Source organism: Siminovitchia sp. FSL H7-0308 (assembly GCF_037980985.1).
Taxonomy (GTDB): domain Bacteria; phylum Bacillota; class Bacilli; order Bacillales; family Bacillaceae_C; genus Siminovitchia; species Siminovitchia thermophila.
Genome location: NZ_CP150282.1, coordinates 3,703,773 through 3,730,481, shown reverse-complemented (window position 1 = coordinate 3,730,481; position 26,709 = coordinate 3,703,773). Strand labels below are relative to the sequence as shown.

19 protein-coding genes are annotated in these 26,709 nt (G+C 41.1%); 15 read left to right on the top strand and 4 right to left on the bottom strand.

Annotated elements, in window-relative coordinates:
* Nucleotides 1–13: 13 nt before the first annotated feature.
* Nucleotides 14–397 (top strand): RidA family protein, encoded by a 384-nt coding sequence (locus MHB50_RS17510; RefSeq protein WP_340084334.1) that lies wholly within the window; start codon nt 14–16, stop codon nt 395–397.
* Nucleotides 398–1,124: 727 nt separating this feature from the next.
* On the opposite strand, the gene MHB50_RS17505 is transcribed toward MHB50_RS17510, so the two are convergent.
* Together MHB50_RS17505 and MHB50_RS17500 are read right to left on the bottom strand one after the other, a co-directional pair.
* Nucleotides 1,125–2,405, bottom strand: a complete 1,281-nt coding sequence (locus tag MHB50_RS17505) for an aminotransferase class V-fold PLP-dependent enzyme (RefSeq protein WP_340084333.1) — start codon at nt 2,403–2,405, stop codon at nt 1,125–1,127.
* 23 nt (nt 2,406–2,428) lie between these two features.
* Nucleotides 2,429–3,700: a dicarboxylate/amino acid:cation symporter gene (locus tag MHB50_RS17500; RefSeq protein ID WP_340084331.1), complete on the bottom strand. Its 1,272-nt coding sequence runs from the start codon at nt 3,698–3,700 to the stop codon at nt 2,429–2,431.
* Nucleotides 3,701–4,133: 433 nt separating this feature from the next.
* Here MHB50_RS17500 and MHB50_RS17495 point away from each other — a divergent pair, with 433 nt between their 5' ends.
* Nucleotides 4,134–5,027 (top strand): LysR family transcriptional regulator, encoded by an 894-nt coding sequence (locus tag MHB50_RS17495; protein WP_077114418.1) that lies wholly within the window; start codon nt 4,134–4,136, stop codon nt 5,025–5,027.
* Between the two features lie 30 nt (nt 5,028–5,057).
* Here MHB50_RS17495 and uvsE read toward each other — a convergent pair whose 3' ends face one another.
* Both uvsE and MHB50_RS17485 read right to left on the bottom strand, forming a co-directional pair.
* Nucleotides 5,058–6,023 (bottom strand): UV DNA damage repair endonuclease UvsE, encoded by a 966-nt coding sequence (gene uvsE, locus MHB50_RS17490; protein WP_340085359.1) that lies wholly within the window; start codon nt 6,021–6,023, stop codon nt 5,058–5,060.
* 199 nt (nt 6,024–6,222) lie between these two features.
* Complete coding sequence (locus MHB50_RS17485; protein ID WP_340084330.1) at nt 6,223–7,125, bottom strand: LysR family transcriptional regulator; 903 nt, start codon at nt 7,123–7,125, stop codon at nt 6,223–6,225.
* Between the two features lie 103 nt (nt 7,126–7,228).
* Between MHB50_RS17485 and MHB50_RS17480 the strand changes: the two genes are divergently transcribed.
* From MHB50_RS17480 to MHB50_RS17420, 13 genes are all read left to right on the top strand, one after another.
* The gene (locus MHB50_RS17480) at nt 7,229–8,413 is read left to right on the top strand and encodes a Xaa-Pro peptidase family protein (protein WP_340084329.1); all 1,185 of its coding nucleotides are present in this window, start codon (nt 7,229–7,231) and stop codon (nt 8,411–8,413) included.
* Between the two features lie 19 nt (nt 8,414–8,432).
* Nucleotides 8,433–9,839, top strand: a complete 1,407-nt coding sequence (locus tag MHB50_RS17475) for an AbgT family transporter (RefSeq protein WP_340084328.1) — start codon at nt 8,433–8,435, stop codon at nt 9,837–9,839.
* A 1,009-nt stretch (nt 9,840–10,848) separates the two neighbouring features.
* Nucleotides 10,849–11,343 (top strand): XRE family transcriptional regulator, encoded by a 495-nt coding sequence (locus MHB50_RS17470; protein ID WP_340084326.1) that lies wholly within the window; start codon nt 10,849–10,851, stop codon nt 11,341–11,343.
* A gap of 25 nt (nt 11,344–11,368) precedes the next feature.
* Entirely contained in the window at nt 11,369–13,411 is a 2,043-nt protein-coding gene (locus MHB50_RS17465; RefSeq protein ID WP_339164970.1) for a hydantoinase/oxoprolinase family protein, read from the top strand.
* The gene (locus MHB50_RS17460; protein WP_340084325.1) at nt 13,404–15,179 is read left to right on the top strand and encodes a hydantoinase B/oxoprolinase family protein; all 1,776 of its coding nucleotides are present in this window, start codon (nt 13,404–13,406) and stop codon (nt 15,177–15,179) included. Before MHB50_RS17465 ends, MHB50_RS17460 begins: the two co-directional genes overlap by 8 nt.
* Before the next feature lie 160 nt (nt 15,180–15,339).
* Entirely contained in the window at nt 15,340–16,614 is a 1,275-nt protein-coding gene (locus MHB50_RS17455; RefSeq protein WP_339164967.1) for a cytosine permease, read from the top strand.
* Complete coding sequence (locus MHB50_RS17450; protein ID WP_340084324.1) at nt 16,615–17,373, top strand: aspartate/glutamate racemase family protein; 759 nt, start codon at nt 16,615–16,617, stop codon at nt 17,371–17,373.
* A 784-nt stretch (nt 17,374–18,157) separates the two neighbouring features.
* Nucleotides 18,158–20,200 (top strand): hydantoinase/oxoprolinase family protein, encoded by a 2,043-nt coding sequence (locus MHB50_RS17445; RefSeq protein WP_339164963.1) that lies wholly within the window; start codon nt 18,158–18,160, stop codon nt 20,198–20,200.
* A gap of 1 nt (nt 20,201) precedes the next feature.
* Entirely contained in the window at nt 20,202–21,950 is a 1,749-nt protein-coding gene (locus MHB50_RS17440; RefSeq protein ID WP_339164962.1) for a hydantoinase B/oxoprolinase family protein, read from the top strand.
* Nucleotides 21,947–22,264 carry a cupin domain-containing protein gene (locus MHB50_RS17435; protein WP_340084323.1) on the top strand — a complete coding sequence of 106 codons (318 nt, stop codon included), beginning with the start codon at nt 21,947–21,949 and terminating at the stop codon, nt 22,262–22,264. The genes MHB50_RS17440 and MHB50_RS17435 overlap by 4 nt, the downstream gene beginning before the upstream one ends.
* 138 nt (nt 22,265–22,402) lie before the next feature.
* Nucleotides 22,403–23,725 carry a cytosine permease gene (locus tag MHB50_RS17430; RefSeq protein ID WP_340084322.1) on the top strand — a complete coding sequence of 441 codons (1,323 nt, stop codon included), beginning with the start codon at nt 22,403–22,405 and terminating at the stop codon, nt 23,723–23,725.
* Nucleotides 23,722–24,411 (top strand): aspartate/glutamate racemase family protein, encoded by a 690-nt coding sequence (locus tag MHB50_RS17425; protein ID WP_340084320.1) that lies wholly within the window; start codon nt 23,722–23,724, stop codon nt 24,409–24,411. Before MHB50_RS17430 ends, MHB50_RS17425 begins: the two co-directional genes overlap by 4 nt.
* Before the next feature lie 63 nt (nt 24,412–24,474).
* Nucleotides 24,475–25,230 carry an aspartate/glutamate racemase family protein gene (locus MHB50_RS17420; protein ID WP_340084318.1) on the top strand — a complete coding sequence of 252 codons (756 nt, stop codon included), beginning with the start codon at nt 24,475–24,477 and terminating at the stop codon, nt 25,228–25,230.
* Nucleotides 25,231–26,709 lie beyond the last annotated feature (1,479 nt).

The following is a 26,709-nucleotide window of genomic DNA, read 5'->3' as shown; positions in this document are numbered from 1 at the left end:
AAGGAGACAAAAAATGACTCATGTTCAAATCTATGATCACGGTCTTTGGGATCACGGTATTACCCAAGGTTACAGTGTCAACGGCAATATCTACATTTCGGGGCAATTTTCCCATGATATGGAGGGTGCGTTCATTGGCGAGGGCGATATCGAAGCTCAAACTCGACAGACGCTTGAAAATCTCGATCGCGTACTGCAGGGGTTTGATGTCACAAAGTCCAATCTCGCTTACATCGAGATCTATTTAACAAATGCGCAAGAGCATACTGAACCAGTCATCCGGCTGTTAAAGGAATACATGGGACAACATCGGCCGGCCGGCAGCCTCATCGGCGTGAATTACTTGGCATTCCCGGAGCAACTGATCGAAATCAGCGCCGTCGCACACACGGACTAAGGGGAAAATGAAAATAGGGGAATCAACTTGATTGAACCGAACCCCGAATTATAAAAAATATTAGGAAAAGTTCATCTATTCGGGGTTTTTTTATTTTTTTAAAAAGGTTCAATTCGATTTTAAAAATTTCTTGTTGTGTGCTCATCACTTTCTTTGCAAAATTATAAACGTCGCCACTTTATTTTCGTAACATTATACACATGTTTAACAATTAAAAGAGGTTCCTTTTCCCAATAGTGACAAGCTAGATTAGGACGTGGGCAAAAGAAATTTCGTTCATTGATCATGTCGCTCATAGGAACGAAGGGCATGGCAACATAAGTATCAGGAGAAATCGCTTGACCAGGATGTGTTTGGACACAATGAAGTACAGTCTGCAGTACCAGCTTTAGGCTGCTGATGACATTTCATTTTTCTCCGAAAAAGAAGGGGGGATTTCTCGTGCTGCTAAAGAAATATCCGTCACTTCTCTAAATAACTCCTTAATTGCTTATCAGGCTAATTACTCTGATTTGAACGGTCGGCTGGGGTACAATGTACTTTTTAAATAGCGAATAATTACTTTTCAACTGTTGGGCTAAGTATAGGGGAAGGAGCAAAGTGAAAAGACGACCCCGCAAATGCTGAAGTCGTCTTATCGTTCACTCACCGGAATATTTGTATGTAGGATATCCGTATAGGTTATAATGCTTCACTCTTGGGCTTATATTTTAAAAATATTTCCGATTTAAATTTGGCCTGCTGCAATCCCTTCTGTTACTTCTAAGAATCTGTCGACATCTTCCTCTCTATGGCAGTGGATGGGAGAGACACGGACGATGGCATCGAGACTGACGGCGTTGAGAATGCGCTTTGAATAATGGCTAGTTGATTCTCGGGCATAGACAAGGATGCCTTGTTCTCCATACTTAAGTATCACATCTGTACAAGAAAGGTTATCGAATGTAAGTGCAAGAATCAAATCTTGATTCACTCCATTTATTTCTTCAAAATGGACATTGACATTTTCCATTTGCTTTGTACCTGGCTGCCGTTCAGAGCCATTCAAAAGCCGATGGAGAATGGCTTGTTCTTGAAGATGAATCCGATTCATTCCTTCTTCGATAAGCGCGCGCCGATCTTCACTGTTAATGAAGTAGGCACCAATCCTGCAAATATAGTCGATGACTTTGCTGAATGATGCGTAGTGGGCCGGAGTCGGGCTTCCTACACTCCAGTTATTTTCTGGAGTGGCAAGTAGCCGATGATGTGGAAGGCAGGCGACGCGGTCCGACAGATAAGCGAAGCCAATTCCCCGGTTTCCGAACATTTTGTATGGAGCGATATTGAGCGCATCTATTCCCCAGCTGTTGACGTCAATTGGGCCGTGCGGCGCCCCCTGAACGGCATCTACCACGATAAAGACAGCGGGATTCTTTTCCCGAATTGCGGAAGCATATGTATGAATATCGTGCATCGCCCCTGTGATATTGGATGTCATAATGATGGATGCCATGACTGTATTTTCATCGATTAACTCCAAAATATGATCGAGTGGAATGCTTCCGGATGCCGGGTTTGCATCGGCTACACGAAGTTCATGTCCAAACCAATCCGAAGCAAGTTGACAGGCATCAAAGGAAGACGGATGTTCGATAGCAGTTGTGACAATATTTCCTTTCTCAGAAGCTGAGGCTATTACTGTCACCATCTCGAACATCAGTTTTGAAGCGGTAAGGGAGGCGGCGACTGTGCCGTCTTTTGCATTCAAGAATAGTCGAATATCGCGCTCCCCTTGTTTAATTATTTCACGTATTTCAAGTGCAATATCATGTGTGCGTTCAGGGCAATCTGGAATGGAAGAAAGCTTACTCTGTGCATCCACCGCTGCCTTTAATCGAAGTGAACCACCTGCATTTTCGAAAAAGAGACGCTTGTTTCCAGCCGGGTCTTCATTCAAATATATAAATTGTGAAGCAATTTCGTTTCCAAGGTCGCTCGGAAAAAACTCAGTGTTTCGTTTAGTCATTTCTAACACAGCCTTCCTAATGTTTAAGAAATTTCTTGAGAAGATGTTGCAGTTAAAATTTTCTCTTTGTTTGCTCTATTGAATGCGGATTCATCAAGGTCATTCGTTTTCTTAGCGACGATTGTCGTTCCGGTCAAATCACTTGTGATGTTAACGGTTGTATGTCCCATGTCTATGACCGGCCAGATTGCTGCGAGGATTGGAATAAGGGTGAGCGGCATTCCAAGTGACTCTAAAAGAACGATTGACATGACCACACCAGCTCCTCTTACTCCGGCAGCCCCTATAGATAACACTAATCCAAGAAGAACGAACTGTACGATCATACCGAATGTTAAATCGATACCGTACAAGTTTGCTGCAAAAACAGAGATGATCCCAATGGCGACTGCAAACCCATCCATATTAGCGGTAGCACCGAATGGAATCGTAAAGCCCGCTGTACGTTCTGATATCCCCAGGTTCTTTTTTGCGACTTGCAGGGAAATTGGGATCGTCGCAGAGCTGGTGGATGTAGTGAAAGCAAATAGCATGGATGGATAGACGTTTTTATAGAATTGAAGCGGGCTCAGACCTGTCGTTAACTTAAGCAAAAACGGATAGACGAGCAAGACGACGACTAATAAGGCAATATAGTCTGCGATCACAAATTTTAAAACTTCACCCAGCATATCGGAGTCGAACTGACCGACGAGTCCTGCGAGGAGTGCAAGGATGCCGTAAGGAGCAAGTTGAATTACATAATTCGTCAACTTCATCATGATGTCTGAGCTTTCATTAACAAAATTTGTTATTGTGGATGTCTTTTCCTTGCCCAAGGAAAGCATTACAAGTCCGATAAATACTGTAAAAATGATGATTTGCAACATTTCCAAGTTCGCCAGGGACTCAAAAATGTTTGTCGGTACCCAAGAGAGGAAATGTTCGACAAAGCTGAAATCCTGTGACTCAACCGATTCACCGTGATCGAGGATGGAACCGACCCCTTTACCAGGCTGAATGATGAAAGCTGTAAGAACACCAATTGTTGTTGCGATTAAGCTTGAAACAACAAGATAAATAAGAAAGCCGCCTCCAACCTTTCCAACTGACTTTGCATCTTTCATCTGTAAAATGCCGGCCAAGATGGAAGTGATGACCAACGGAATAATGAGCATTTGCAGGAGTCTGAGGAATAGTGTGCCAAAGGGTTCAATATACTTGACGTTTTCCCCAAGCATGAAGCCTAAAAGAACACCGATCAGCCCTCCGAGCGCTATCTGCTTGTACAGCGGTTGTCTCATCCACCATTTCATGTGCATTTCTCCTCGTATCGTATATTTAGGCTTCCTTTAATGCCTATCAATTTTTACTTGTAGCGTCCTGGACGTTAGTACATGATGTTTTTACACCATCTTTAGGCGCGATGAATGCTGATGACCTACCCTGTAGTTTACGATCATATAGGTATGTGACCGTTTTTTTTGATTGCCGCCTTAGTACGGTCACGATCCTACGTTAAGTTGATGAAATCGTTTAGGCTTTTTAGACAGACCGTTTAGCTTAAAGGTTATTTTTCAATAAGTTCGAAGATTGGGAATGAAATATTTATTTATTTTTTATTTGACATTTCACCTCAGGCCTCATACTATGAAATCCCTTTCATGAAGTGTATCACCGTTCCGATATATAGTAAAATTAAATTTAAAGGATTGAAATATTAAAGAATTAGATATTAGGAGGAACTATATGAACCCGGTCCAATTGGAAACGTATTTAGCGATTGTTCGTCAAGGAAGTTTATCCAGGGCAGCTCACCATTTATTTGTATCTCAGTCTACAATTAGCCAAAGGCTTGATTCTCTGGAGAAAGAATATGGAGTAAAATTGCTGAATAGAGAAAAAGGAGTAAAGAGCATTTCGCTTACGAATGAGGGAGAGCGTTTCTACCAGCTTGCATTAAAATATGAGACTCTTATGATTGAGGCAAGAAGCATTGGAAAAATGCAAGAAGGAACAACGGTGACAGTTGGTGCAGTTGATAGCGTTCATAATTACATTTTACATGACTTATATGCCAGGATTATAGATGAACTGCCACATATCCGACTGGGAATACATACTTATCAGTCAGATCAAATCTACTCATTAATTGCCGGTAATCAATTGGATATTGGTTTTTCCCTGCAGGATCGGATTATGCGCGATGTGAAAGTCACTCAACTATTTGAAGAGCAAATGGTGTTAGTTTATCCAACCGAAGATGGCGAATCAGTAGTTGAAAACGGCAGCTTGAATCCTACAAAGCAACTTTTAATCAACTGGGGTGCCGAATATCAAATTTGGCATGAGAAACACTGGGGTCCGGTGGCTAACACTGCAATTCAAGTGGATACCGTTAAGATGCTCTATATGTTTCTTTCGAAAGGCGGTTATTGGGCAATTGTTCCTATCTCAGTTGCACGAGCATTGAGGGAAAAGGGAGGGTGGCCAATCTTACAACTGACTGACCGTCCGCCCAATCGGGTCTGTTACTATGTTGCCAAAGAAGAGATCAATCAGGCAGCTCGTGAAGTAAGTGAAGTTATTTTTCGATCTGGAGAACTGATTGGGCAGATTGTAAAATTGTGGGAGGATGGTTAGCATGCACATTGTCATGTATAGCAAAAATCATTAACGTAAAAAGAAAGATGACCCATCCACAATTTCGACATCCTCCCGCTTCTTGCAGTCTTCCATCAATGTAAAGAGGGCCTGATCTTTCATCTTTGCTTCGATCATACAGTCAATTTGCGGGACGGATCCCTTTATTTCATGTAAAAATGCGAAAAGCATGTCGGCATCTACATAATCTGCGTGATGGCGAAAGGTTTTTTCGCTTTTGGGGCTGGAAATATGCATTTTAATTGGAAAGGGAGAATCTTTCCAAGTTTGTGTGACTCGGTCCCAGCGGTCTTCCCAATGGGGGTCCTTGTGATGGGCGAGGTGATGATGATAGTCAAACACCAAGGGGATGCCAAGCTTTTCACAAAGATACAAGGTGTCATCCAGGGTGAACGATGTATCGTCATTTTCAAGCATGATCATCCGTTGGATCGCAGGCGGCAGCAACATCCAATTGTCTACGAATCGTTCCAACGACTGGACGGTCTCCTTATAATTGCCGCCTACATGCATGACACAACGATGGGTTTGATCGAGGCCCATCCCTTTCAACAATAAATAATGAAGCTTTAAATTTTGTACGGAGTTTTTCAGCACCTCTTGCTTGGGAGAATTAATCAATACAAAATGATCCGGATGAAAATCGACTCTCATCTGGTGTTTTTTGGCAAAAGCTCCTACTTCACGCAACATCCCCAACAATGGCGCAAGGTAATCCCAATCCAATAATTCCTCATGTGTGGCAAGTGGAATAAGCCGCGAAGTCATTCGATAAAAATGTATCTCATTTATCAGATTATGCTTAAAAAGCCGCAGTGTATTTTCCAGATTGTTAAGCGCAATCCGTTCCAGCTTACGAATGGCAGCTTCCCGGTCCTTTATTTTTTGAAATTGTGAAAATGTCATTGTTTTTGATGGGGAAGCATTTTGAAGTTCCATACTCATGGCGACATAGCCGAGACGTACAAGAGTCATATTGCCCACCTCAATGTTTAGTATGGACATGATAGCCGGCACTCATGTAAAAAATGATGAGACTTCATGTTAACCTGGCTATTTTTTTCGCCAATGCTAGCTATTTCTGCGGATACGATTATCCGGATTTGAAAAATACGAGCAAGAAATACAATACTCACCGCTTTTCAGACTTTACGATCCGGCTCACTCCTAACACTCATATGCTTTTACCATTTGAATTCATTTGTTCTTTCATAAAAGTTAAAAATAGCTCGACTGATGGTGTAACATCCCCTTTATTCCATGCGATTGCCGTTTCTTTATACACTTTTTCTTGTAACGTTCGATAAACGACATTTTCATGATAAATGTTGGCGGTGGATAGAGGAACAAAAGCGACTCCTAACCCTGATGCGACAAGTGATACAATTGTTAGTTGTTCTTGGGCAGTTTGTGCAACATGTGGGGTAAATCCTCCGCGCTTACATAAGTTAATGACGGATTCATAATAGCCAATCCCCGCATAATGGGGTGTCATAATCACATCCTCATTGGAAAATAATTGCACCGCAAGAGGTTCTTTTCTGCTGGATAGTGGATGGTTTTTGTTTAGACATACAATAAATTCTTCTTTCCGAATAGGCAATATGTTTATCGATTCCTCATTTATTGGCGGGACAAGTATACCGATATCAATTTCTCCATTTTTTAAAGCATTCACCTGTTGAAACGTGGTGAGCTGCTGTACAGTGAGTTTTAGTTCAGAATAGCGTTGACGAATGCTGCGAATGATTTTCGGCAAGATATCATAGATGACTGAACCTCCAAACCCAATTCGCAGACTCCCGATTTCTCCCTTCCCGATTTTTCTAACGTGATCGATGTGGTTGTCCAAATTGTGTAAGGTTTTGATGGTGACCTCATAAAAGTACTTTCCGGCATCCGTTAATTCTACTTTGCGATTGGTCCGGTGAAATAAAGGAACTCCTAACAACTCTTCTAATTGTTTGATTTGGTAGCTCAAAGGCGGTTGAGAAATATTTAAATGCTTGGCCGCTTTCGTGAAGTTTAAATGTTCTGCCACTGTTTTGAAATAGACAAGATGTCTCGTTTCTATCATCCACATCACCTTCATTAATACTTTTTTTATATCAATGAGATTAAATTATGTATTATACATATCATTCTGTATATTGTAGCATGAAAAATAAGGAGATGATCAGATGAAACTATTCATTAGTCAAGAGGAAATAAGACAAAGACAAAAGAGTTTCATTCAGAAGCTAGAAGAAGAAGGAATTGAAGCTGCCATTCTATTTGATTACGTTGATATTTTTTATCTAACAGGCTTTCAGTTCCGTCCTTCCGAAAGACCCATTGCTTTTATATTGGATCAACATGGGGATGGCCATTTGTTTGTTCCTCAATTGGAAAAAGAGCATGCGGAAGAATATGCTGTTGTAAAAAAAGTTTATGATTACCCGGAATATCCTGGTAAAGTCCACCCAATGAATTATTTGGCGGACATTTTGAAAACGCTTTTCTTTGAAACTTTAGTGGTAGGATATGATGCATTGTCTTATAGTTCAACCAAAGGATATAAAGGTCCAGCCATTTCTGATTTACTTGCGATGCCTTTTGCCAAAAGCATTAAAGGATACGTTGAACAGCTAAGATATATTAAGTCTCCCGGCGAAATCGAGTTAATCAAAGAATCAGTCCGTTGGGGGAATCTGGCACACACGCTGTTGGTGAAATATACAGAGGTAGGAAAACGAGAAATTGAGGTAGAAGGAAGAGCCAGTTTGGAAGCAACACAATGTATGTTTGACACATTGGGCCCCCATTACAAACCATTTGGTTCGCCCGCAGTCCATACGTTTTATCGGGGACAAATTGGACCGCATTCAGCTTTTCCACACTCTCAAAACCAAAACGCAACATTTGAACGCGGTTATAACGTTGTTTCGCAGTCTGCTTCATTTGTTTGGGGATATACGAGTGAGCTAGAAAGGACAATGTTTATTCAAGACATCAATAAAGAGCAAGAAACATACTTTCATATTATGCTAGGAGCTCAAGAGGTAGCTTTTAGAACGATTCGTCCTGGGATTCCCGCATCCAAAGTGGAAGAGGAAGTTCAACGTTATTTCAAAGAAAAAGGCGTAACGGAATTAACGAGACATCATACAGGGCACAATATTGGGATGTTAAATCATGAAGCACCGTTCTTTGATTTAGGAGACCATACGATTTTGCAACCAGGAATGGTATTTTCTGTAGAGCCGGGGCTATATGTAAAAGGATTAGGTGCTTTTCGCCATTCCGATACGATTTTAATAACGAAAGATGGAATGGAATTATTGACTTATTATCCAAGAGATTTACAGTCCTTAATCATTGGCTGACAAAAAGGGGGCGATAAGAGTGGGTTTAGTGACAAAAACGAAAAAGACGAAGTTCTCAATGCCTGATTCTTATGTCATTTTGTTTATGCTGTTAATGATTGCAACGCTTTTGACCTATATTTTACCTGCCGGGTCATTTGAAAGAGACAGTTCTACAAAGGTTCCTACGGTTATCCCAGACAGTTATGCCGTGGTTGAAAGTAATCCAGTCGGTTTTTTGGACTTTTTTACTTCCATTCAATCTGGAATGGTCCAAGCTGCCGATATTATCATGCTCGTGTTAATCATTGGGGGATCTTTCGCGATCATTGATTCTTCCGGTGCTGTATATGCCGGAATCATGAAACTCATCAATAAAACGAGAAATAAAAGAACCTTGCTTGTCATTTCCGTTGCTTCTGTTTTTTCAATCGCCGGATTTCTGGGTGTATTGCACACCGCTGTTATTGCCTTCATACCAGTCGGCGTCATTATCGCAAGAGCCCTAAAATTATATGCCATTGTTGGAGTGGCTATTATATATTTAGGCGCCTATTCCGGCTATACTATTGGAGGACTTGATCCAGTAACAACAGGATTTGCACAGGAAATTTCCGGGCTGCCCATTTTTAGCGGGTTATCTTTTCGTTTTTTCCTATACTTGGTGATTTTGGTATCTACTATCCTTTATATTTTACTTTATATAAAAAAAATTAAAAAAGACCCTTCTAAAAGTATAATGGGGACGAAAAAATTTGAAGGAAACATTTCTAGCCGTATGGATGAAAATATGGCTTTTACAAGGCGCCATAAAATGGTATTGCTTTATTTCGTGGCTGCGTTGGCCGTATATACAATTGGTGTTTTTAAAAGTGGCTGGGGATTAAGTGAAATGTCCGCCATTTTTATGATTATTGGTATTGGTACCGCTATCATTGAAAGAGTGAAACCGAATGAGTTTGTCAAATTGTTTGTCGAAGGCGCTAAAAAAATGATGTATGCCGCACTTATCGTTGGTTTGGCCCGATCTATTGTTGTTGTGCTGGAACATGGGATGGTGTTGGATACCGTTGTTCACTTTTTCGCAAAGATGTTAGAACCATTACCTGCCATTGCCGGAGCTTTAGGCATGTATTTCTTTAACTTGTTATTTAATTTAATCGTTACTTCAGGTAGTGGGCAAGCAGCTGTCGTTATGCCAATCATGGCTCCCCTTGCTGATTTACTGGGCTTCTCCAGACAAATTGCCGTTGTCGCTTATAACATGGGGGATGGTTTTACAAATACAATTGCCCCTACTTCTGGCATATTGATGGCGAGTATTGCAGTTGCGGGCGTATCGTGGACAAAATGGCTGAAATTTATGTTGCCGCTGTTAATTATATGGATCGGCATTGGCGTCATTGCCATATTTGTAGCCTTTGCGATAGATTTGGGTCCATTTTAAGATATTTTAAAGTGCCCACTTTAGAATAACCCGACCGCTTAGCGGCATCATGTAATGGCGAGTGACGAAGATGAGCTTGATGCCGTGTTATTGTTGGGCGGGTCATCAGAAGTTTATGCGTGTGGGAGTCTTACTTCATGGCCATCCAAGATGGATGAGCAGCATGAGAAGGGCTTAGATTATCTCAAGGATATGGATGGAAGACTTCCCTTTAGCTTCCACATTTTGTTCCTCATTTTTCCAGTTGTTGAGCCTATCCACCCTAACAATGGAGGTGCTCATAAAAGATCATTCACGTTCATTTATTGTGACCGAGAATTCTAGGAAATTCGAGAAAATTGTAGTAAAGCTGTAGTGCACGGGACTGAATTATGGATTTAACTGAAAAAACGCCCTCAAGCCCCAAGTGCTTATCTATGGAGATAATTGAAAAACCTGCACTATGGAGATAAAAGAAAAGACAGACCTTATGCTATAGTGATCGTACTTGTACTGCAAAGCTAACCGAAAAACGATTCTCAGGTCGTAGTGTTCGGGAGCGAGTTATGGAAAAATGAATTGAAATAGCGGTCGCCATCCCGGTTGATCGTACTGAAAAAGGAAGGTGTCCAATCAGCCGAGTTTTCGGCCTTTGGGCGCCTTCCTCTTTAATTATATTATGCTATTCCTTCTATCTTTTTATAGATACACCTTTTTCGGACACCTCTTTCTTCCTCGCTTTTGCTTTCGATCATGCCAAATTCTCTCACATCTTCCCGCCATCTCCTTTTGTTTTGCCAATGACAGCTGGCTCCAATACCCCCGTTCACTGTTTTTTCGTCATCATTCCATACTGATACATAATAAAGTGTTAAGAATTGCGGAAGCAGTCCACATAAAAAAAGTATTGTGTATTTTAATAATTATGATATTATATTAATAATTTAATATATACTATAAAAGTTCAGGTGATACTAAAATTATGGAAAGTGTTTCGCGGAAGATTAGAGAGTTTAGGAAAGCTAAAGGAATGACGCTAAAGGAGTTAAGTGAAGCTACAGAATTATCGGTGGGTTTTTTATCCCAGGTTGAAAGAGGCACTTCCTCATTGGCAATCACTTCTTTAAAGAAGATAGCCGATGCGTTGCAGATTGAAATGGCAGATTTTTTTCAAAAGGATATAGCGATTAAGTATATCAATAAGCAGGAGGATCAAAAGCCATTTCAAACCACGAGATCAGATTCTACATTTACGATGTTAAGCGGCCATTTTAATGACAGAAAAATGGAAGCGTTTAAAGTATTGGTGAAGCCGTTGCAAGTTGATACATTTACCTTTGGACATCCAGGCGAGGAGTTTCACTATGTATTAAAAGGGGCCATCATTTTTGTGGTTGAACAGGAAGAGTTTTATTTAAAGGAAGGGGAGTCTATTCACTTTCCTTCAGAACTGAAGCATATGTGGAAGAACCCGCTTAATGAAGAAACGGTTATTATCAGTGTTTTGACACCAGTGATTTTTTAACAACAAGTTAGGGGAGTGGGATGACATGAGAGTGGCGACAGATATTGGAGGCACATTCACAGATCTGGCATATATTGATGATTCTGGAAAGCTGCGGGTTGATAAAAGCCCTACGACTCCTCCACATTTTGAAAGAGGAGTTATGAATGTAATCGAAAAAAATCATGTCGAAACAATTGATCAATTTATTCATGGGTCTACCGTTGTCATCAATGCCATTACGGAAAGAAAAGGTGTGAAAACCGGACTCATCACGACAAAAGGGTTTAGGGATGTACTGGAGATTGCTCGCGGGAACAGGCCGGATCTCTTTAATATTCGATATAAAAAGCCGACTCCTTTTGTGGAACGGCTTTTAAGAAAAGAGGTAAATGAACGGATCAATTATAAAGGAGAAGTCATGCAACCGCTTCATACACATGAACTGAAAGAGATTGTTGAGGAGTTTAAGTCCGAAGGAGTGGAAGCGATCGGCATTGTCTTTTTGCATTCTTATATCAATCCACAACATGAAATTTTAGCCAGAGAAGAGGTCATGAAGCTTTGGCCGGAAGTGTTCGTGAGCGTGTCCCACGAATTGACAAAGGAATGGAGAGAATATGAGAGAACAAGCACGACAGTGTTAAATGCCTATGTTCAACCAATTGCATCCACCTATATTGACAATCTCCAAGAGGAGATAACTGAGCGGTCGCCTGATAAAAACTATATTATGCAATCCAATGGTGGAACGACTACTTTTGCCGAAGCCAAAAAACAATCCATTAATATGCTGGAATCGGGGCCAGTGGCTGGTGTTTATGGGGCTGCTATCTTGGGGGAGTTGATCGGTGAAAAAAATATGATCGCGTTTGATATTGGCGGGACAACCGCTAAATGTTCCCTGATCGAGAATGGAGAAATGAAAGTCTCTACTGATTATTACATTGAAAGAGATAGCAGAAATGCCGGATATCCGGTAAAGGTGCCAGTTGTTGATATTGTTGAAATCGGCAATGGCGGGGGATCAATAGCTTGGATAGATGAAGGAGGATCCTTAAAGGTCGGGCCGCAATCGGCGGGTGCTTCGCCTGGACCAGTGGCGTATAACAGGGGCGGAACAGAACCCACTACTACGGATGCGAATCTTTATACCGGAAGGTTATCGCCCAATCATTTCGACTATTCCGTTGACATGAAAAAGGTGGAGGCCGCATTACAGGAAAAGATCGCAAAAGCGTTCCATATAAGTCCGGAAGAAGCAGCCTTGGGCATTATTCGAATCGCCAACTCCAACATGCTTACGGCTTTAAAGCTCATCTCAATCCGTAAAGGCCATGATCCGCGCAATTTTTCCATTGTGGCTTTTGGTGGGGGCGGGTCCATGCATGCTGCCGCTCTTGCCAAAGAATTGGGTGTAAGGAAGGTAATCATTCCTTTTGCCTCTCCCGTTTTTTCTGCGTGGGGAATGTTGATGACGGATCTGAGAAACGATTATATTCAAACGTATATTCAAAGAACCGAGGAGTTGCGTGTTGACGACCTAAATGAAAAATGGATCACAATGGAAAAGTCGGCATTGGAAAAGCTTCGGGAAGAAGGGATGCCGGAAAAATCGGTCGTTTTTTCCCGATTTATGGATATTCGTTATATCGGTCAAGAACATACGGTAAAGGTGCCTGTTCCAAACGGAAGGTGGACAAAAGAAACGATTGGGGAAATGATTGAGGCCTTTCATCATCTTCACGAAAAAAATTACACCTTTCAATTGCCAGGACAGGAAACAGAGATTGTGAACATTCATTTGGTGGCATTGGGAAGAACAGATAAACCTTCTTTAGAAGTGATTGAAAACAGAGATCATCTCAAGGACGCACTAATCGAAATCAGACCTGTTTATTATGAACAAGAAGGATGGGTTCAAACAAACGTATATGCCCGAAGCAAACTGCCTACGGGAAAGCAGATTGAAGGGCCGGCAGTCATCGAAGAAAAAGCCGCGGTAACTGTGATCTATAAAGGACAAAATCTACATGCAGATAAATACGGCAATTTAATCATCAAAACAGGAGTAGGTTCAGATGAATAATATCCAAACGCTCATGAAAGAACATGATCCATTCACATTGGAGATTGTCAGGGAATCACTGTTGTCCATTGGCGAAGAAATGTTTTACACATTGGCAAGAACCTCCATGAGCCCCATTATTTATGAGGTCCTTGATTTTGCTTGCGGCTTGACCGATAGACAGGGGCAGTTGCTCACACAGGGCAACGGGGTTGCTGGATTTATCGGAACATTGAGTTATATGGTCAAAGATGTCATCAACAAATATGGCAGTACAAACGAGATTAAACCGGGAGATATTTTTATCATTAATGACCCATATGGCGGGGGAGGAACACATTTATCCGATGTTGGGTTGGTTATGCCTGTATTTTACAAGGAGCAATTATTGGGTTTTTCCGCCAACAAAGCCCACTGGACAGAGGTCGGGGGAAAAGATCCGGGATCTTTTACCAATGATTCAACAGATATTTATCAAGAAGGGCTCCAGTTTCCGTGTATTAAGCTCTGTGAGGAAGGGAAGATGAACGATGCTCTTGTTGAATTGATTAAAAGCAATGTCAGATTCCCTGAATTGTCTGTTGGTGATATGTGGGCGCAGATTGCCGCCTTGAAAATTGGCGGGAAACGCTTTAATGAACTATGTGAGCGCTACGGAAAAGATACCGTCGAGGCATCGATTGATCTTCTGTTATACCAAGGGGAACAGATGGCTTTGAAAGAAATCGCAAAGCTCCCCAATGGAACATATGAAGCTCGAAATTTTATAGATGGGGATGGGTTGGGCAACGGTCCTTTTCCCATTCAGGTAAAAGTGACCATCACGGATGATGAGTTTATTTGTGATTTTAGAGGGAGTCACCCACAAGTTCCGGGGCCGATCAATGGCTCCTATACAACGCTTGTTACGGATATTCGAACGATTTTTTTAGCGATCACGAATCCATCTCAAGATGTCAACGACGGCGTATTTCGTCCCTTGAAAGTCATTACAGACCGGGCATCGATTTTTTCGGCGGAAAGACCCGCGCCTGTATCCAATTATTGGGAAAGTGGTTCTTCTGGAGCAGATTTAGTGTGGCAAGCACTCGCCTCCATTCTTCCCGGCCGCCTGACAGCAGGACATTTTCTATCAGTATGTTCGGTGACCTTGTCGGGAAATCATCCGGATTTCGGAGAGCCTTATTTATTGGTTGAGCCTTCGGTTGGAGGATGGGGAGCGGGTGAGAAGCATGACGGTCAACGAGGACAATTTTGTATCGGAGACGGAGAAACCTATAATATTCCCGCAGAAATCGCAGAAGCCAGGTACGGGGTCATGATTGATGAATATCGTTTGAACTGTGATCGCAAAGGAGCAGGACAATTCATCGGCGGGGCAGGCACTATCCGCTCTTACCGGATTTTGTCTGACCAGGCCAAGGCTACTGTCACTTATGGCAGACATCTGTATGCGCCATGGGGAGTTAACGGTGGTGAAGAAGGATCGACAAACCGATTTTATATCCTGAAAAGCGATGGCACTTCTGATGGACCGTATGGAATGTATGCCAGATATCCTTTACGTGAGGGGGATGTATTGAAGCTTGTGACTGGAACGGGCGGCGGTTATGGAAATCCTTATTTGCGGCCTGTCAATCAAGTAATCAGAGATGTTAAGAATGGTTACTTTTCTGTAGAGGATGCGGAAGAGAAGTTTGGTGTAGTGATGGACAGGCAAACTTGCCGATTTATCCGGGAAACGGAGAAAAGAAAGCAATTTCTTGAGAATATGAGTAAAGCAGAATAGGAGAGACAGAAGTCGACAGAGCTGCGTTTTTTTCTATACAAAACGATTATTCTGCCAAATACAAGCGGATATCAGGACGCTGTCATTGCGATCAAGGTCTGATTGCTATTTGAATCATCCTTTCCACTTTATCCTTTGCTTATATGAATGGGGGAACATAATGGCCGCTGAACAAAGAAAATTAGAAGATTATTATGCAAATAGACCGATCCCGTTGAATAAAAGAAAGCATTGGCTTCATGTGGCTGCGATTTACTTTGGATTGACAGCATCACTGTCCTCTTTTACTACTGCGGGAAGCTATATTACCGGTCTATCACTCAGTCAAGCGATTGTTTCCAATATCACATCCTATTGTGTTTTGACACTTGTGTTCTTTTTGCCGATGGGAATCATCGGGGCGAGAGAAGGCTTAAACACATACAACATTGGTGAAGGGGCATTTGGTGCTTTTGGTTCCAAGCTAACAACCGCCCTTGTTGTGACGATCATCCCAAGTATAGGATGGTATGGGATTCAAGTATCAATAGCCGCGGATGCGTTATCCCTTGGATTAGGAAGTCCCGAAGCCTTAACGCCTTGGATCATGATATTTTTGGGGATTTTATTTGCAATTCCGGCAATGTACGGAATCACTAGTATGGCTTGGTTAGATTTTATTAGTATTCCCATCATCTTATTTATCGTTGGATTTGGTCTGTATAAAGCGATTCATATAGGCGGCGGAATGGATGGTTTGTTTGCATATGAACCGGAAACGGCAAAATCCATCTTATGGGGAATTAACTTATCTGTTGGCGGCATGATTATTGGGACTACATTTTTACCCGATTATGCTAGATGGACACATAAAAAGCCTTCAGGAATAGCACTTTCTGGATTTATCGGCTTATCACCCGAACTCCTTCTAGTTATTGTCGGTGTCATTATGGCTTTGACAGCGTCTACACTGGGCGTTGATCAACCATGGAATGTTGCCGAAGTGTTGCATGCTTTGGGCCTTCCGGTCGTGGCATTATTTTTAGTCATTATTTTACAATGGACAACCAATATTACAGCAGCGTATAGCTCCGGGTTGGCATTGGAGAAAATATTTGGCTGGAGCAGGTTTTGGTGGACTTTTATCTCGGCGGTTCTCGGAACAGCATTAGCGATGTTTGGCATTATTGATCACTTTATCAACTTTATTATGTTATTGTCTATCTTTGTTTCACCCGTTGCCGGGGTTATTATGAGTGATTATTTCTTAGTGGCAAAAGGAAAACTCGTTCGAAAAGATCTTGTATACTGGCCCGGGATTGTTTCTTGGATATTTGGAAGCGTATTCGCATACTTTTTCCCTTATTTTATTGAAGCAATCAATGGCTTAATTGCAGGGGGAGCCTTTTACTGGTTGTATCACGTTATTACTTCAAAGAAAAAAGGAGAAGCATAAATGCAAAAGAAAATCTTATATATAGATCCCGTATATGATAATAGTTATTTACACGCGTTTAAAGAGCATTTTGAAAAAATTAAATATGATCATATCGACATTCATGTAACATCTTTAGGTGAAAAAAAAGGTCCGAAACATGTTGAGTACAGTTGTTATGAGGCAATGGTTATACCCGATTTGATTAAAACAGTGAAAGAAGCACAAGACAATCAGTTTGACGGCGTTATTATTGGATGCTTTTATGACCCCGCCCTAAGAGCTTGCAGGGAAATTGCCGACAATATGATTGTTACCGCACCCGCTGAAGCTTCTTTTACTATCGCCCAATCGCTTGGAGAAAATATAGCGATTATTGTGGGGCGGGAAAAAACAATCCCGGAAATCAAAAGAAATATATTTGAGTATGGAATGGAAAGGCGTTTTTCAACATTCAAGTCTGTTGGGCTCGGAGTTTTAGATTTTCAAAAAGATCATGAAGTAACCATGCGGAAAATTCGCCATGCCGCCCAAGACGCGATAGAGAATCACCATGCGGATGTGATTATTTTAGGCTGCACAGCGGAGCTTGGATTTTATGAAGAGCTGCAAAAAGAGTTGGGTGTGCCGGTGCTGGATGCAAGTATTGCCGCGTTAAAATACGCTGAATTTCTCGTTGAGATCAATAAAACATTGGGATGGGGCCATAGCAAAGTCAACGGATACGAAAGTCCTCCACTAGAAGAGGCGCGTTGTTTTGGAATATTTGATAGAAATTAAAGACAACAATCGAAAAACACTATCCAGATTTTCATTTTTGTTTGGAATAACAATGTAGGTTAAAAAACAATGCATATTCATTGCTTCTACGGAATTGTGATCTATGTGTTAGAATTTTTTAGTAACGAATTCGATGGCTCCCAAATCGTCTTTTTCTAAAATGTTGATGTGATACTTACATTTTACGGGAAGGGACGATTTTGTTTGTAAGATAAGGAGCTGTCCATCTTGAAGCGTCATGGTCACCATCATACTTTTTTCTCCACTGCCGAAATGCCGCAATATGTGTCGCATGATGTCTAATTTTTTCATCTTGTAAAAGAAATTAGACAGTTTCTGTAAAAAATAATGCACACCAACTTTTGGAATATACAAAGTTGACCTATGAAAAACGGTGAATGGCTGTTTATCTGTTTTGGCATATGAATTGCAAGAATAAAAAAGATACCAGTTACACAACGAGGAGGGACAACCATACAGCATTGTGACGTATTGGTGGCAGGAGGAAGGTTCTCGGATGCGCTTGACCCGCTTATTGAAAGCGCTTCCGAAGTGATTGCCAAGGCGCTCAAGATGAGAAATGCATCAAGGAGACAACGCGCCTTATCCGAGACTAGAGTTGTCACCTGAGGAAAGAGCTAATCTTAAAAATGTAGATTCCGTTTTGAATGTATAGAAGGATGATGAATGGTTCATGTAATATCCCAAGATTAAGGAATAATATTCCCCATAGAAAGTCACATCATTTTAAATAACGAATTGGCAAGAGAAAGGTGGATATATAATGAGGGTTGCTACAGATATAGGTGGTACTTTTACGGATCTTGTTTATGTCGATGAGAAAGGCCGGGTCGGGATTGAAAAAAGCCATACCACCCCGCCTCATTTTGAAAAAGGTGTAATGGATGTACTGAATAAAGCAAAGGTCGATACTGAGAAGATTTCCATGTTTATACATGGAACAACGGTTATCATTAATGCCTTGACTGAAAGAAAAGGAGCGAAAGTTGGCTTGATTACCACGAAAGGATTTCGTGATGTGCTAGAAATTGCCAGGGGGAACCGGCCTGATTTATATAATATTCGTTATAAAAAACCCAAACCATTTGTGGAAAGACATTTGCGCCTGGAAGTAAGTGAACGCTCAAATGATAAAGGCGAAGTATTATCGCCGCTTCTTCGTGAAGAAGTTGAAAAATGTGTGGATTATTTTAAAAAGGAAGGAGTGGAAGCGATCGCCGTATCATATTTACACTCATATGCCAATCCACAACATGAAAAAGAGACCGTAAATATAATCAAAGAACTTTGGCCGGAAGTATTGATTACGGCATCAAGTGATATTACGAAAGAGTGGAGAGAGTACGAAAGGACAAATACTGCTGTTTTAAATGCATATGTTCAGCCGGCAGCCACTACTTATATCGATAAATTAGATCATGAGTTACATGAAAAAACCGATATTAAGCAACGATATATTATGCAATCAAATGGAGGAACCACAAAATTTGACAAGGTAAAGAAAACCCCCATTAACATGGTGGAATCCGGCCCGGTAGCTGGGATTTTTGGGGCAGCGGTTTTAGGTGAACTGATTCATGAAAAGAATATTATCGCTTTTGATATAGGGGGAACTACGGCAAAATGCTCTCTCATCGAAAATGGCGAAGTAAAAGTTTCTACAGATTATTACATTGAAAAGAATGCCCGAAATGCCGGGTATCCCATTAAAACTCCGGTTGTGGACATTGTGGAAATTGGTAATGGAGGCGGTTCGATTGCATGGATTGACAAAGCGGGAGCATTGAAAGTCGGACCACAATCTGCTGGCGCAAACCCGGGACCAGTTGCTTACGGATTAGGAGGAACGGAACCGACTACAACAGATGCCAACTTGTTAACGGGTCGTTTATCGCCGAAAAACTTCGACTATAAAGTAGATTTAGATAAAGTAAGATCAGCAATGGAACAAAAAATAGGCAATCATTTCGGCATATCTGCGGAAGAAGCTGCACTAGGGATTATTCGCATCGCAAATTCCAATATGTTAAATGCACTGAAATTAATATCAATCAGAAAGGGGTATAATCCCCAAGATTTTACATTATTGGCCTTTGGAGGGGGCGGGTCCATGCACGCTCCTGCACTGGCATTAGAACTTGGCGTGAAAAAGGTAATTGTACCAATCGCTTCTCCGGTTTTCTCAGCATGGGGTATGTTAATGACTGATCTAAGACACGATTATATCCAAACGTATATAAAGCGTATGGACGAGCTTTCTTTAGAAGAAATGGACCAGCAATGGAACAATATTGAAAAGCATGCATTCAATCATTTTCAAGAAGAGGGAATGAGTGCTGACAATGTTGTTTTTCAAAGATTTGCAGATATGCGTTATTTGGGTCAAGAACATACGGTGAAGGTTCCCGTCCCTAATGGAAAGTGGAGCCAAGCGGACAAAGAGTCCATTATTGAATCATTTCATGCACTCCATGAAAAAAATTATACATTTAAATTGGAAGAAACCGCCACGGAAATTGTCAACCTCCATGTCATTGCTCTCGGAAAAGTACCGAAGCCTTTAATTGCGGAAATAACAAGATCGGGGAACGTAGAGGAAGCTAAAAAGGAGTATCGGGATATTTATTATGAGGGCAAAGGCTGGGTCAACACGCCGATTTATGACCGAGATAAACTGCCGCCAAAAGTAGAAATTCAGGGACCGGCTGTCGTAGAAGAAAAATCAGCTGTAACAGTCATATATGAAAATCAAAAACTACATTTAGATCATTATGGGAACCTGATTATTGAAATGGAGGAAAGGTAGTATGACAACAACTATGAAAGTAGATCCTTTTACGCTGGAAATTGTGAAAGACTCACTTTTGGCGATAGGGGATGAAATGTTTGTAGCACTGGCTCGTACATCCATGAGTCCCATTATTTACGAAGTACTTGATTATGCAAGCGGCTTGACTGATTCAGAGGGAAACTTGCTTACTCAAGGAAATGGTGTGACAGGTTTTATTGGGATGTTGACATTTATGGTGAAGGAAACGCTTCGTAAATATCCTGGCGACCAGCTGAAGCCAGGGGATATCATCATCATTAATGATCCGTATAATGGCGGGGGTTCTCATTTATCTGATGTTGGCCTCGTGATGCCTATATTTGCTGAAGGCAAGCTGGTCGCTTTTTCCGCCAATAAAGCCCACTGGACAGAGGTAGGGGGAAAGGATCCCGGTTCGTTTACAAACGATGCGGTCGATATATTTCAAGAAGGTTTGCAGTTTCCTTGTATTAAGCTATATGACGCAGGCACCTTAAATGAGGGCATTGTTGAAATCATTCGATCCAATGTAAGATTTCCGGATCTTTCATTGGGCGATATGTGGGCACAGGTGGCGGCTTTGCGCACAGGTGATCGCCGGTTAAGAGAACTTTGCAGCAAGCATGGCCGGGAGACAATCTTGGCTGCGATTGACTACTTATTAGACCACGGTGAAACGATGTCCCGCCAAGAACTTCAAAAGCTTCCAAAGGGTGTATTTACGGCGGAAGATTATATTGATACCGATGGTATGGGGAATGGCCCATTTAAAATTAAAGTGAAAGTTACGATTACGGATGATGAGTTTATATGCGATTTTCGAGGGAGCCATCCACAGGTTCCGGGTCCAATGAACTGTTCCTATACAGGTTTGATGTCTGCGGTAAGAGTCATTTTCTTAGCTGTTACCAATCCCGAGCAGGATGTCAACGACGGTGTCTTTCGCCCTTTAAAAGTATTAGTTGATCCGAAATCGATCATGTCTGCGGAACGGCCGGTTCCTGTTTCTAATTATTTTGAAACGCTGCTGGGCAGTTTGGATTTAGTTTGGAAAGCGTTGGCACCACATTTGCCTAATCGTCTCACTGCTGGCCATCATTTATCCGTCAGTTCTGTCACCTTGTCCGGCAATCATCACGATACCCGAGAGCCGTTCTTAATTGTCGAACCATCGGTTGGTGGCTGGGGTGGGGCCGAAGGCCAAGATGGCGCTTCGGGACAATTTTGTATTGCGGATGGAGAAACATATAACATTCCCATAGAGGTGGCTGAAACGCGATACGGGGTACGGGTAGATGAATACAGCTTGCGTGAGGATGGCACTGGGGCTGGTGCGGGAGAATATATCGGCGGTAAAGGTGTCATTCGAGCTTACAGGGCATTGTCGGATGATCAAGCGGCCACTATTACTTACGGACGCAACAAATTCAGTCCGTGGGGCATGAAAGGCGGCAATGATGGTTCGCCAAATGAGTTTTATATTCATAAATCAAACGGAGAAATTGATGGGCCTTATGGTGTCTATCCTCGATATAAGCTTAACAAGAATGATGTGATTCGCTTAATGACAGGAACAGGCGGTGGATATGGAAACCCTCGAAAACGGCCTGCTGAAAAAGTTGCTCAGGACGTTAAAAATGGTTATTTCACAGTGGATGAGGCAAGAGAGCATTTTTTGGTAGAAGTAGATCCGCTTACGTTTGAATATAAAGAGCTGCCTGAAAGACATTTGGAGGGAAAACAATGAATATAAAAAAACCCGATTTTAGTGAAAAAGAAACGGTGAAAAGTCTTTTTCAAAGAAAATTTCCTGGAGCAGAAATCGACTTTGGCTTTGTCTCCATACCAGGCGGAGAACGTTTGCCAAAAGAAGGAACGACAAGCCATACAGAGCATGAGTACGCTTATATTGTGAAAGGTAGTTTGTCTGGTGAAAGTGGAGGAAATCCTTTTGAAATAAGTGCGGGTGAGGCATCTTATATACCAGCCGGAGAAAAGCATTGGTGCGTGAATAAAAGTAAAAGTGCTTGTGAATTAGTATACGCCTTCATTAAGGCTTGATGTTTTAATAAAAGCAATAGAATAGGAGAAAAAGTTTTCCTATTCTATTGCTGGAATAGAAAAAGAATAGTTTCAAGATGATAGAATCACGAAAATTCATTATATTCCTAAAATGTGATTTATCAAAGGAGGAAGAGTATGGGAGATACAGCCGTTAAAAAGACAATCGCGACCACGAATGAGAGCAATGTAATTAAAAGTGAAGAGTATTATTCTACAAACCCCATTCCATACAAAGATAGAAAGTCATGGCTGGGTGTAGCGGCGATTTTTTTTGGCATGACAGCAGCTATCTCCTCCTTTGCAACTGGTGGTGGTCTGATTGTGAATTTAACACTCACCCAAGCATTACTATCATTAGGTATTGCCACAGCCATTTTACTTTGTCTCTTTTATATTCCGATGGGAGTGATTGGCGCAAAAGAGGGATTGAACACTTACATGGTTGGAGAAGCGGCTTTTGGAAAGAAAGGAACCAACATCGCAACAGGTATGGTGATAGGGGCATTGCCTGCCTTTGGATGGTATGGTGTACAAGTGTCAATTGCTGCAGAAGCATTAAATCAGGCTTTTGGGGGTCATACAAATCTAGTGCCTCTATTCATGATTATTATCGGTTTGCTATTTGTTGTTCCGGCATTGTTCGGGATCACCAGCATAGCTTGGTTGGATTATGTAAGCATTCCCGCTATTTTGGGGATTACCATTTTAGGGGTTATTAAAGTTTTTAATACTTCGGATTTATCCCATGTACTATCGTATCAACCTGCTACTACAGAATCTCTCTTTTGGGGAATCAATATTGTGATAGGAAGTATGGTGGCAGGTGCTTCGTTTGCGCCCGATTATACTCGTTGGACCCATCCAAAGGTTTCTAGTGTTTCTCTTTCAGGGATTGTTGGCATAGTGGCGCCACTTATTATATTAACGTTGATAGGAGCCATGATGGCACTCACTGCAACAACGCTTGGGGTTGATGAACCTTGGAATATCTCGCAAGTCTTATCGGTTTTAGGTTTGCCAGCCATTGCCTTGATATTTGTTATTTTGCTACAATGGACTACCAATATCGTGGCAGCTTACAGTGCGGGTTTAGCACTGACAAAAGCATTTGGATGGAGTAGATTTTGGTGGACACTCATCGTCGCAATAGTTGGTACAGCACTATCAATATTTGGAATTGTTAAATTTTTTCTATTGTTTTTAGGATTGCTTGCCGTTTTTGTCTCACCAGTTGCCGGTGTGTTAATCAGTGAATACTTTTTTGTATCAAAAGGACAATTTAATCGAAAAGAAGGCTTTTACTGGCCTGGTATTATCACTTGGCTGATTGGGGGATTTGTAGCTTATTTAATCCCGTATTTCATACCTGCTGTAAATGGCTTTATCATTAGTTTTGTTTTGTATACTGTCTATCATAAATTCATTAAAAAGACGCCAAACGAGAAGGTGGCAGAATGAAAAGGATATTATTTCTGAATCCTATCCATACCAATATTTTTAATCAGCCTTATCTTGAAATCTTAAAACAATATAAAAATAAAGAGACAGAGATTGAAGTATCCTCTCTTGAGGGCGTTGGTCCCCAGCATTTAGAGTATACCTGCTATGAGGCGATCGCCATGCCTAATATTGTGAAAAAGGTTAAAGAAGCAGAAAACGCAGGCTTCGACGGAATGGTGATTGGTTGCTTTTATGATACGGCACTTAGAGCGGCACGAGAAGTAAGTCAAAATATGATGATCACTGCTCCAGCTGAATCATCTCTTCATATTGGCGCTACTTTAGGGGAATCTATCTCTATTATAGTAGGGCAGCGAAAGTGGATTCCTGAAATGCAGGAAAATGTTTCACATTACGGTTTTACAAAAAAAGTAACATCTTTTAAATCTGTCAACCTGGGAGTCCATGAATTTCAGAAAGATCTCACAGAAACTAAGAAGAGAATTATGCAAGCCTCAAAAGAAGCCATTGAAAAGGATGGAGCAGATGTCATCATTTTAGGCTGTACGGCCGAGTTTGGCATGTATGGAGAGCTTCAAGAAGAATTAGGCATACCAGTAATTGACTCAGGATTGGCCGCATTTAAATATGCGGAATTACTGACCGAAATGAAAGGAAAAATGAATTGGTCCCATAGTAAATGAATTGGGTACCAGTCCCCGCTCTTAGAAGAAAATTTCGTATAAAAGATGAGGAGATGATCAAGAGTGAAGAAAATTTTATTTATAAATCCTATTCATACAGATATTTTTAATCATGAATTTCAACAAATGTTAAATAATTCCAAGCTACAGGATACCAGTGTAGATGTAGTCTCTTTAGAAAACGGGAAGGGACCATGCCACTTACAATACCATTCGTATGAGGCAATGGTGATGCCGAAAATCATACAAAGAGTTCGAGAAGCGGAAGAGGAAAATTATGATGCCGCGATTATTGGATGCTTTTATGATACCGCTTTAAGAGCGAGCAGAGAAATTAGCAGAAAAATGGTTGTGGCCGCTCCAGCAGAATCTTCCCTTCATATTGCATCAACTCTTGGGGAAACGATTTCTATCATTGTCAGTGAAAAAAAGTGTATACCTGAGATGAGAGAAAACGTAAGGAAATATGGATTTGGTGAAAGGGTCGTTTCTTTTAAGTCTGTCGATTTAAAAGTGCATGAATTTCAAAAAGATCTACAAGAAACGAAAAGAAGAATTTTGCAAGCCTCAAAAGAAGCTATTGAAAAAGATGGGGCGGATATCATTGTTTTAGGGTGTACAGCAGAATTTGGAACGTATGATGAAATTCAACAAGAGTTGGGGATTCCAGTGATTGATTCAGGGTTGGCGGCATTTAAATATGCTGAATTCTTGATTGAAATAAAAGATAAAATGAATTGGACGCATAGTAAATTAATAGGCTATCAATCCCCACCCGAAGAAGAGGTCCAATCTTTTGGGATTCTCATACAGAAATGATCAAAAGAGGACCGAATGATTTAAGAAGAATTTTTACTTGAATGTTCCCAAGGCATTGTGTTATCAAGAGGCTGGGAAATAAGCAAATACAAAATAGTAAAAACCGAACATTTAATTTATAATTGTTTGGTTTATTTCCTATCATCGCTCCGTCAACATATTTCGCTTTCCGCGGGCCCGGCTTCAGCTTCCTCGGAAAGCAAAGGTCGCTTTCCTGCGGGATCTTCAGCTCGAGCTATTCCCGCAAGAGTCTACATATTTTACTACGCTAAAAGTTTGCGTATTATACACTGGGATAATTGATCCCGCATGTAAGGTGCCATATACACCACTTCAAGACCTGAGTTGATATAGAAGGTCTAAGTGGGAGAAAAACGGCACCTAAATGCCCGATTGGTTCAACTAACATTCAGTAGGAGCCCTACTGAATGAAGTTTCACTTTATCCCGCATGTAAGGTGCCGTAAGACTCCCACTTCAAAATCTTGAGTGAATACAAAAGGTCTAAGTGGGAGAAAACGGCACCTAAATGCCCGATTGGTTCAACTAACATTCAGTAGGAGCCCTACTGAATGAAGTTTCACTTTATGGTTCGTTTTTTTCATCAGCTGATTTGGTTGTGTCTCAGCCTCCTGAAAATCATTTTATTTTTTTAATGAATCAAATACTTAAGGGAAAACGAATGCGGAGGGAAAGCTACCAAAAAAATTAGAGAGTCGAAATTTATTGATTCTATTCGACGAAGACCCATTATTCGACCCCCACCTAATGGATAAGCTGGACGAAGAACAATATGAGAGATACGGGAGGATGAGCGCACGTTAGTCAAGTGGAGATCTTACGCATGATCATACTCTCCTTTTACCAATATTAGCCAGTTTGTTCTATAGCATGGGCAGAACATGAAAAAATCTGTCTATCTGAATCCCTTCTAAAGTGTAAAGCTATTCGGCTATCAAATTTTGAGAATAGGTGAAAAAATTTATTTTAGGGGGCCATTCGTGACAAGGAAAAAAACAGTTAGTTTCAGAGATATAAAGGAAAAGTAGATATAATTTACTTTTGAAAAATCAAGTTGGATTGAATTTTCGAAGTGATCCACTTGGGTTTCATTTTTGCTACTGAATTGCAATTACAGTTGCATTAATTTATATTAATCATATTCGCATAAATAGCTTGTAGTTAAATTAGGGTGATGGACTAGATATGGCAATCAATTGGAACAGAGTGATGAAGATAAGAACATAATTGGATGACTTGATGAAACAAGGTGGTGGCGAAGAAGGTGCCAAGAGGGAAGCAACCAATTCAGGGAATCCCTTTAAAAACATGTCCGTGCACCTTATTAAGACAATCATGTTGACTATTGGAGTCTGCGCTATCTTCTTATCTATGCTGGACACTCGCGTATTTTACTACATGTCCATTGGATCTTTCTGGAACATTTTTCATGTGAGGTAAATCTTAATCTAAATATAAA

What these genes read in the sequence shown, in the direction of transcription:
- MHB50_RS17455 (WP_339164967.1), top strand. Translation starts at nt 15,340, where the DNA reads ATGGCCGCTGAACAAAGAAAATTAGAAGATTATTATGCAAATAGACCG.
- MHB50_RS17500 (WP_340084331.1), bottom strand. Translation starts at nt 3,700, where the DNA reads ATGAAATGGTGGATGAGACAACCGCTGTACAAGCAGATAGCGCTCGGA.
- MHB50_RS17510 (WP_340084334.1), top strand. Translation starts at nt 14, where the DNA reads ATGACTCATGTTCAAATCTATGATCACGGTCTTTGGGATCACGGTATT.
- MHB50_RS17445 (WP_339164963.1), top strand. Translation starts at nt 18,158, where the DNA reads ATGAGGGTTGCTACAGATATAGGTGGTACTTTTACGGATCTTGTTTAT.
- MHB50_RS17505 (WP_340084333.1), bottom strand. Translation starts at nt 2,405, where the DNA reads ATGACTAAACGAAACACTGAGTTTTTTCCGAGCGACCTTGGAAACGAA.
- MHB50_RS17440 (WP_339164962.1), top strand. Translation starts at nt 20,202, where the DNA reads ATGACAACAACTATGAAAGTAGATCCTTTTACGCTGGAAATTGTGAAA.
- MHB50_RS17460 (WP_340084325.1), top strand. Translation starts at nt 13,404, where the DNA reads ATGAATAATATCCAAACGCTCATGAAAGAACATGATCCATTCACATTG.
- MHB50_RS17480 (WP_340084329.1), top strand. Translation starts at nt 7,229, where the DNA reads ATGAAACTATTCATTAGTCAAGAGGAAATAAGACAAAGACAAAAGAGT.
- MHB50_RS17450 (WP_340084324.1), top strand. Translation starts at nt 16,615, where the DNA reads ATGCAAAAGAAAATCTTATATATAGATCCCGTATATGATAATAGTTAT.
- uvsE (WP_340085359.1), bottom strand. Translation starts at nt 6,023, where the DNA reads ATGACTCTTGTACGTCTCGGCTATGTCGCCATGAGTATGGAACTTCAA.
- MHB50_RS17485 (WP_340084330.1), bottom strand. Translation starts at nt 7,125, where the DNA reads ATGATAGAAACGAGACATCTTGTCTATTTCAAAACAGTGGCAGAACAT.
- MHB50_RS17430 (WP_340084322.1), top strand. Translation starts at nt 22,403, where the DNA reads ATGGGAGATACAGCCGTTAAAAAGACAATCGCGACCACGAATGAGAGC.
- MHB50_RS17495 (WP_077114418.1), top strand. Translation starts at nt 4,134, where the DNA reads ATGAACCCGGTCCAATTGGAAACGTATTTAGCGATTGTTCGTCAAGGA.
- MHB50_RS17465 (WP_339164970.1), top strand. Translation starts at nt 11,369, where the DNA reads ATGAGAGTGGCGACAGATATTGGAGGCACATTCACAGATCTGGCATAT.
- MHB50_RS17425 (WP_340084320.1), top strand. Translation starts at nt 23,722, where the DNA reads ATGAAAAGGATATTATTTCTGAATCCTATCCATACCAATATTTTTAAT.
- MHB50_RS17435 (WP_340084323.1), top strand. Translation starts at nt 21,947, where the DNA reads ATGAATATAAAAAAACCCGATTTTAGTGAAAAAGAAACGGTGAAAAGT.
- MHB50_RS17470 (WP_340084326.1), top strand. Translation starts at nt 10,849, where the DNA reads ATGACGCTAAAGGAGTTAAGTGAAGCTACAGAATTATCGGTGGGTTTT.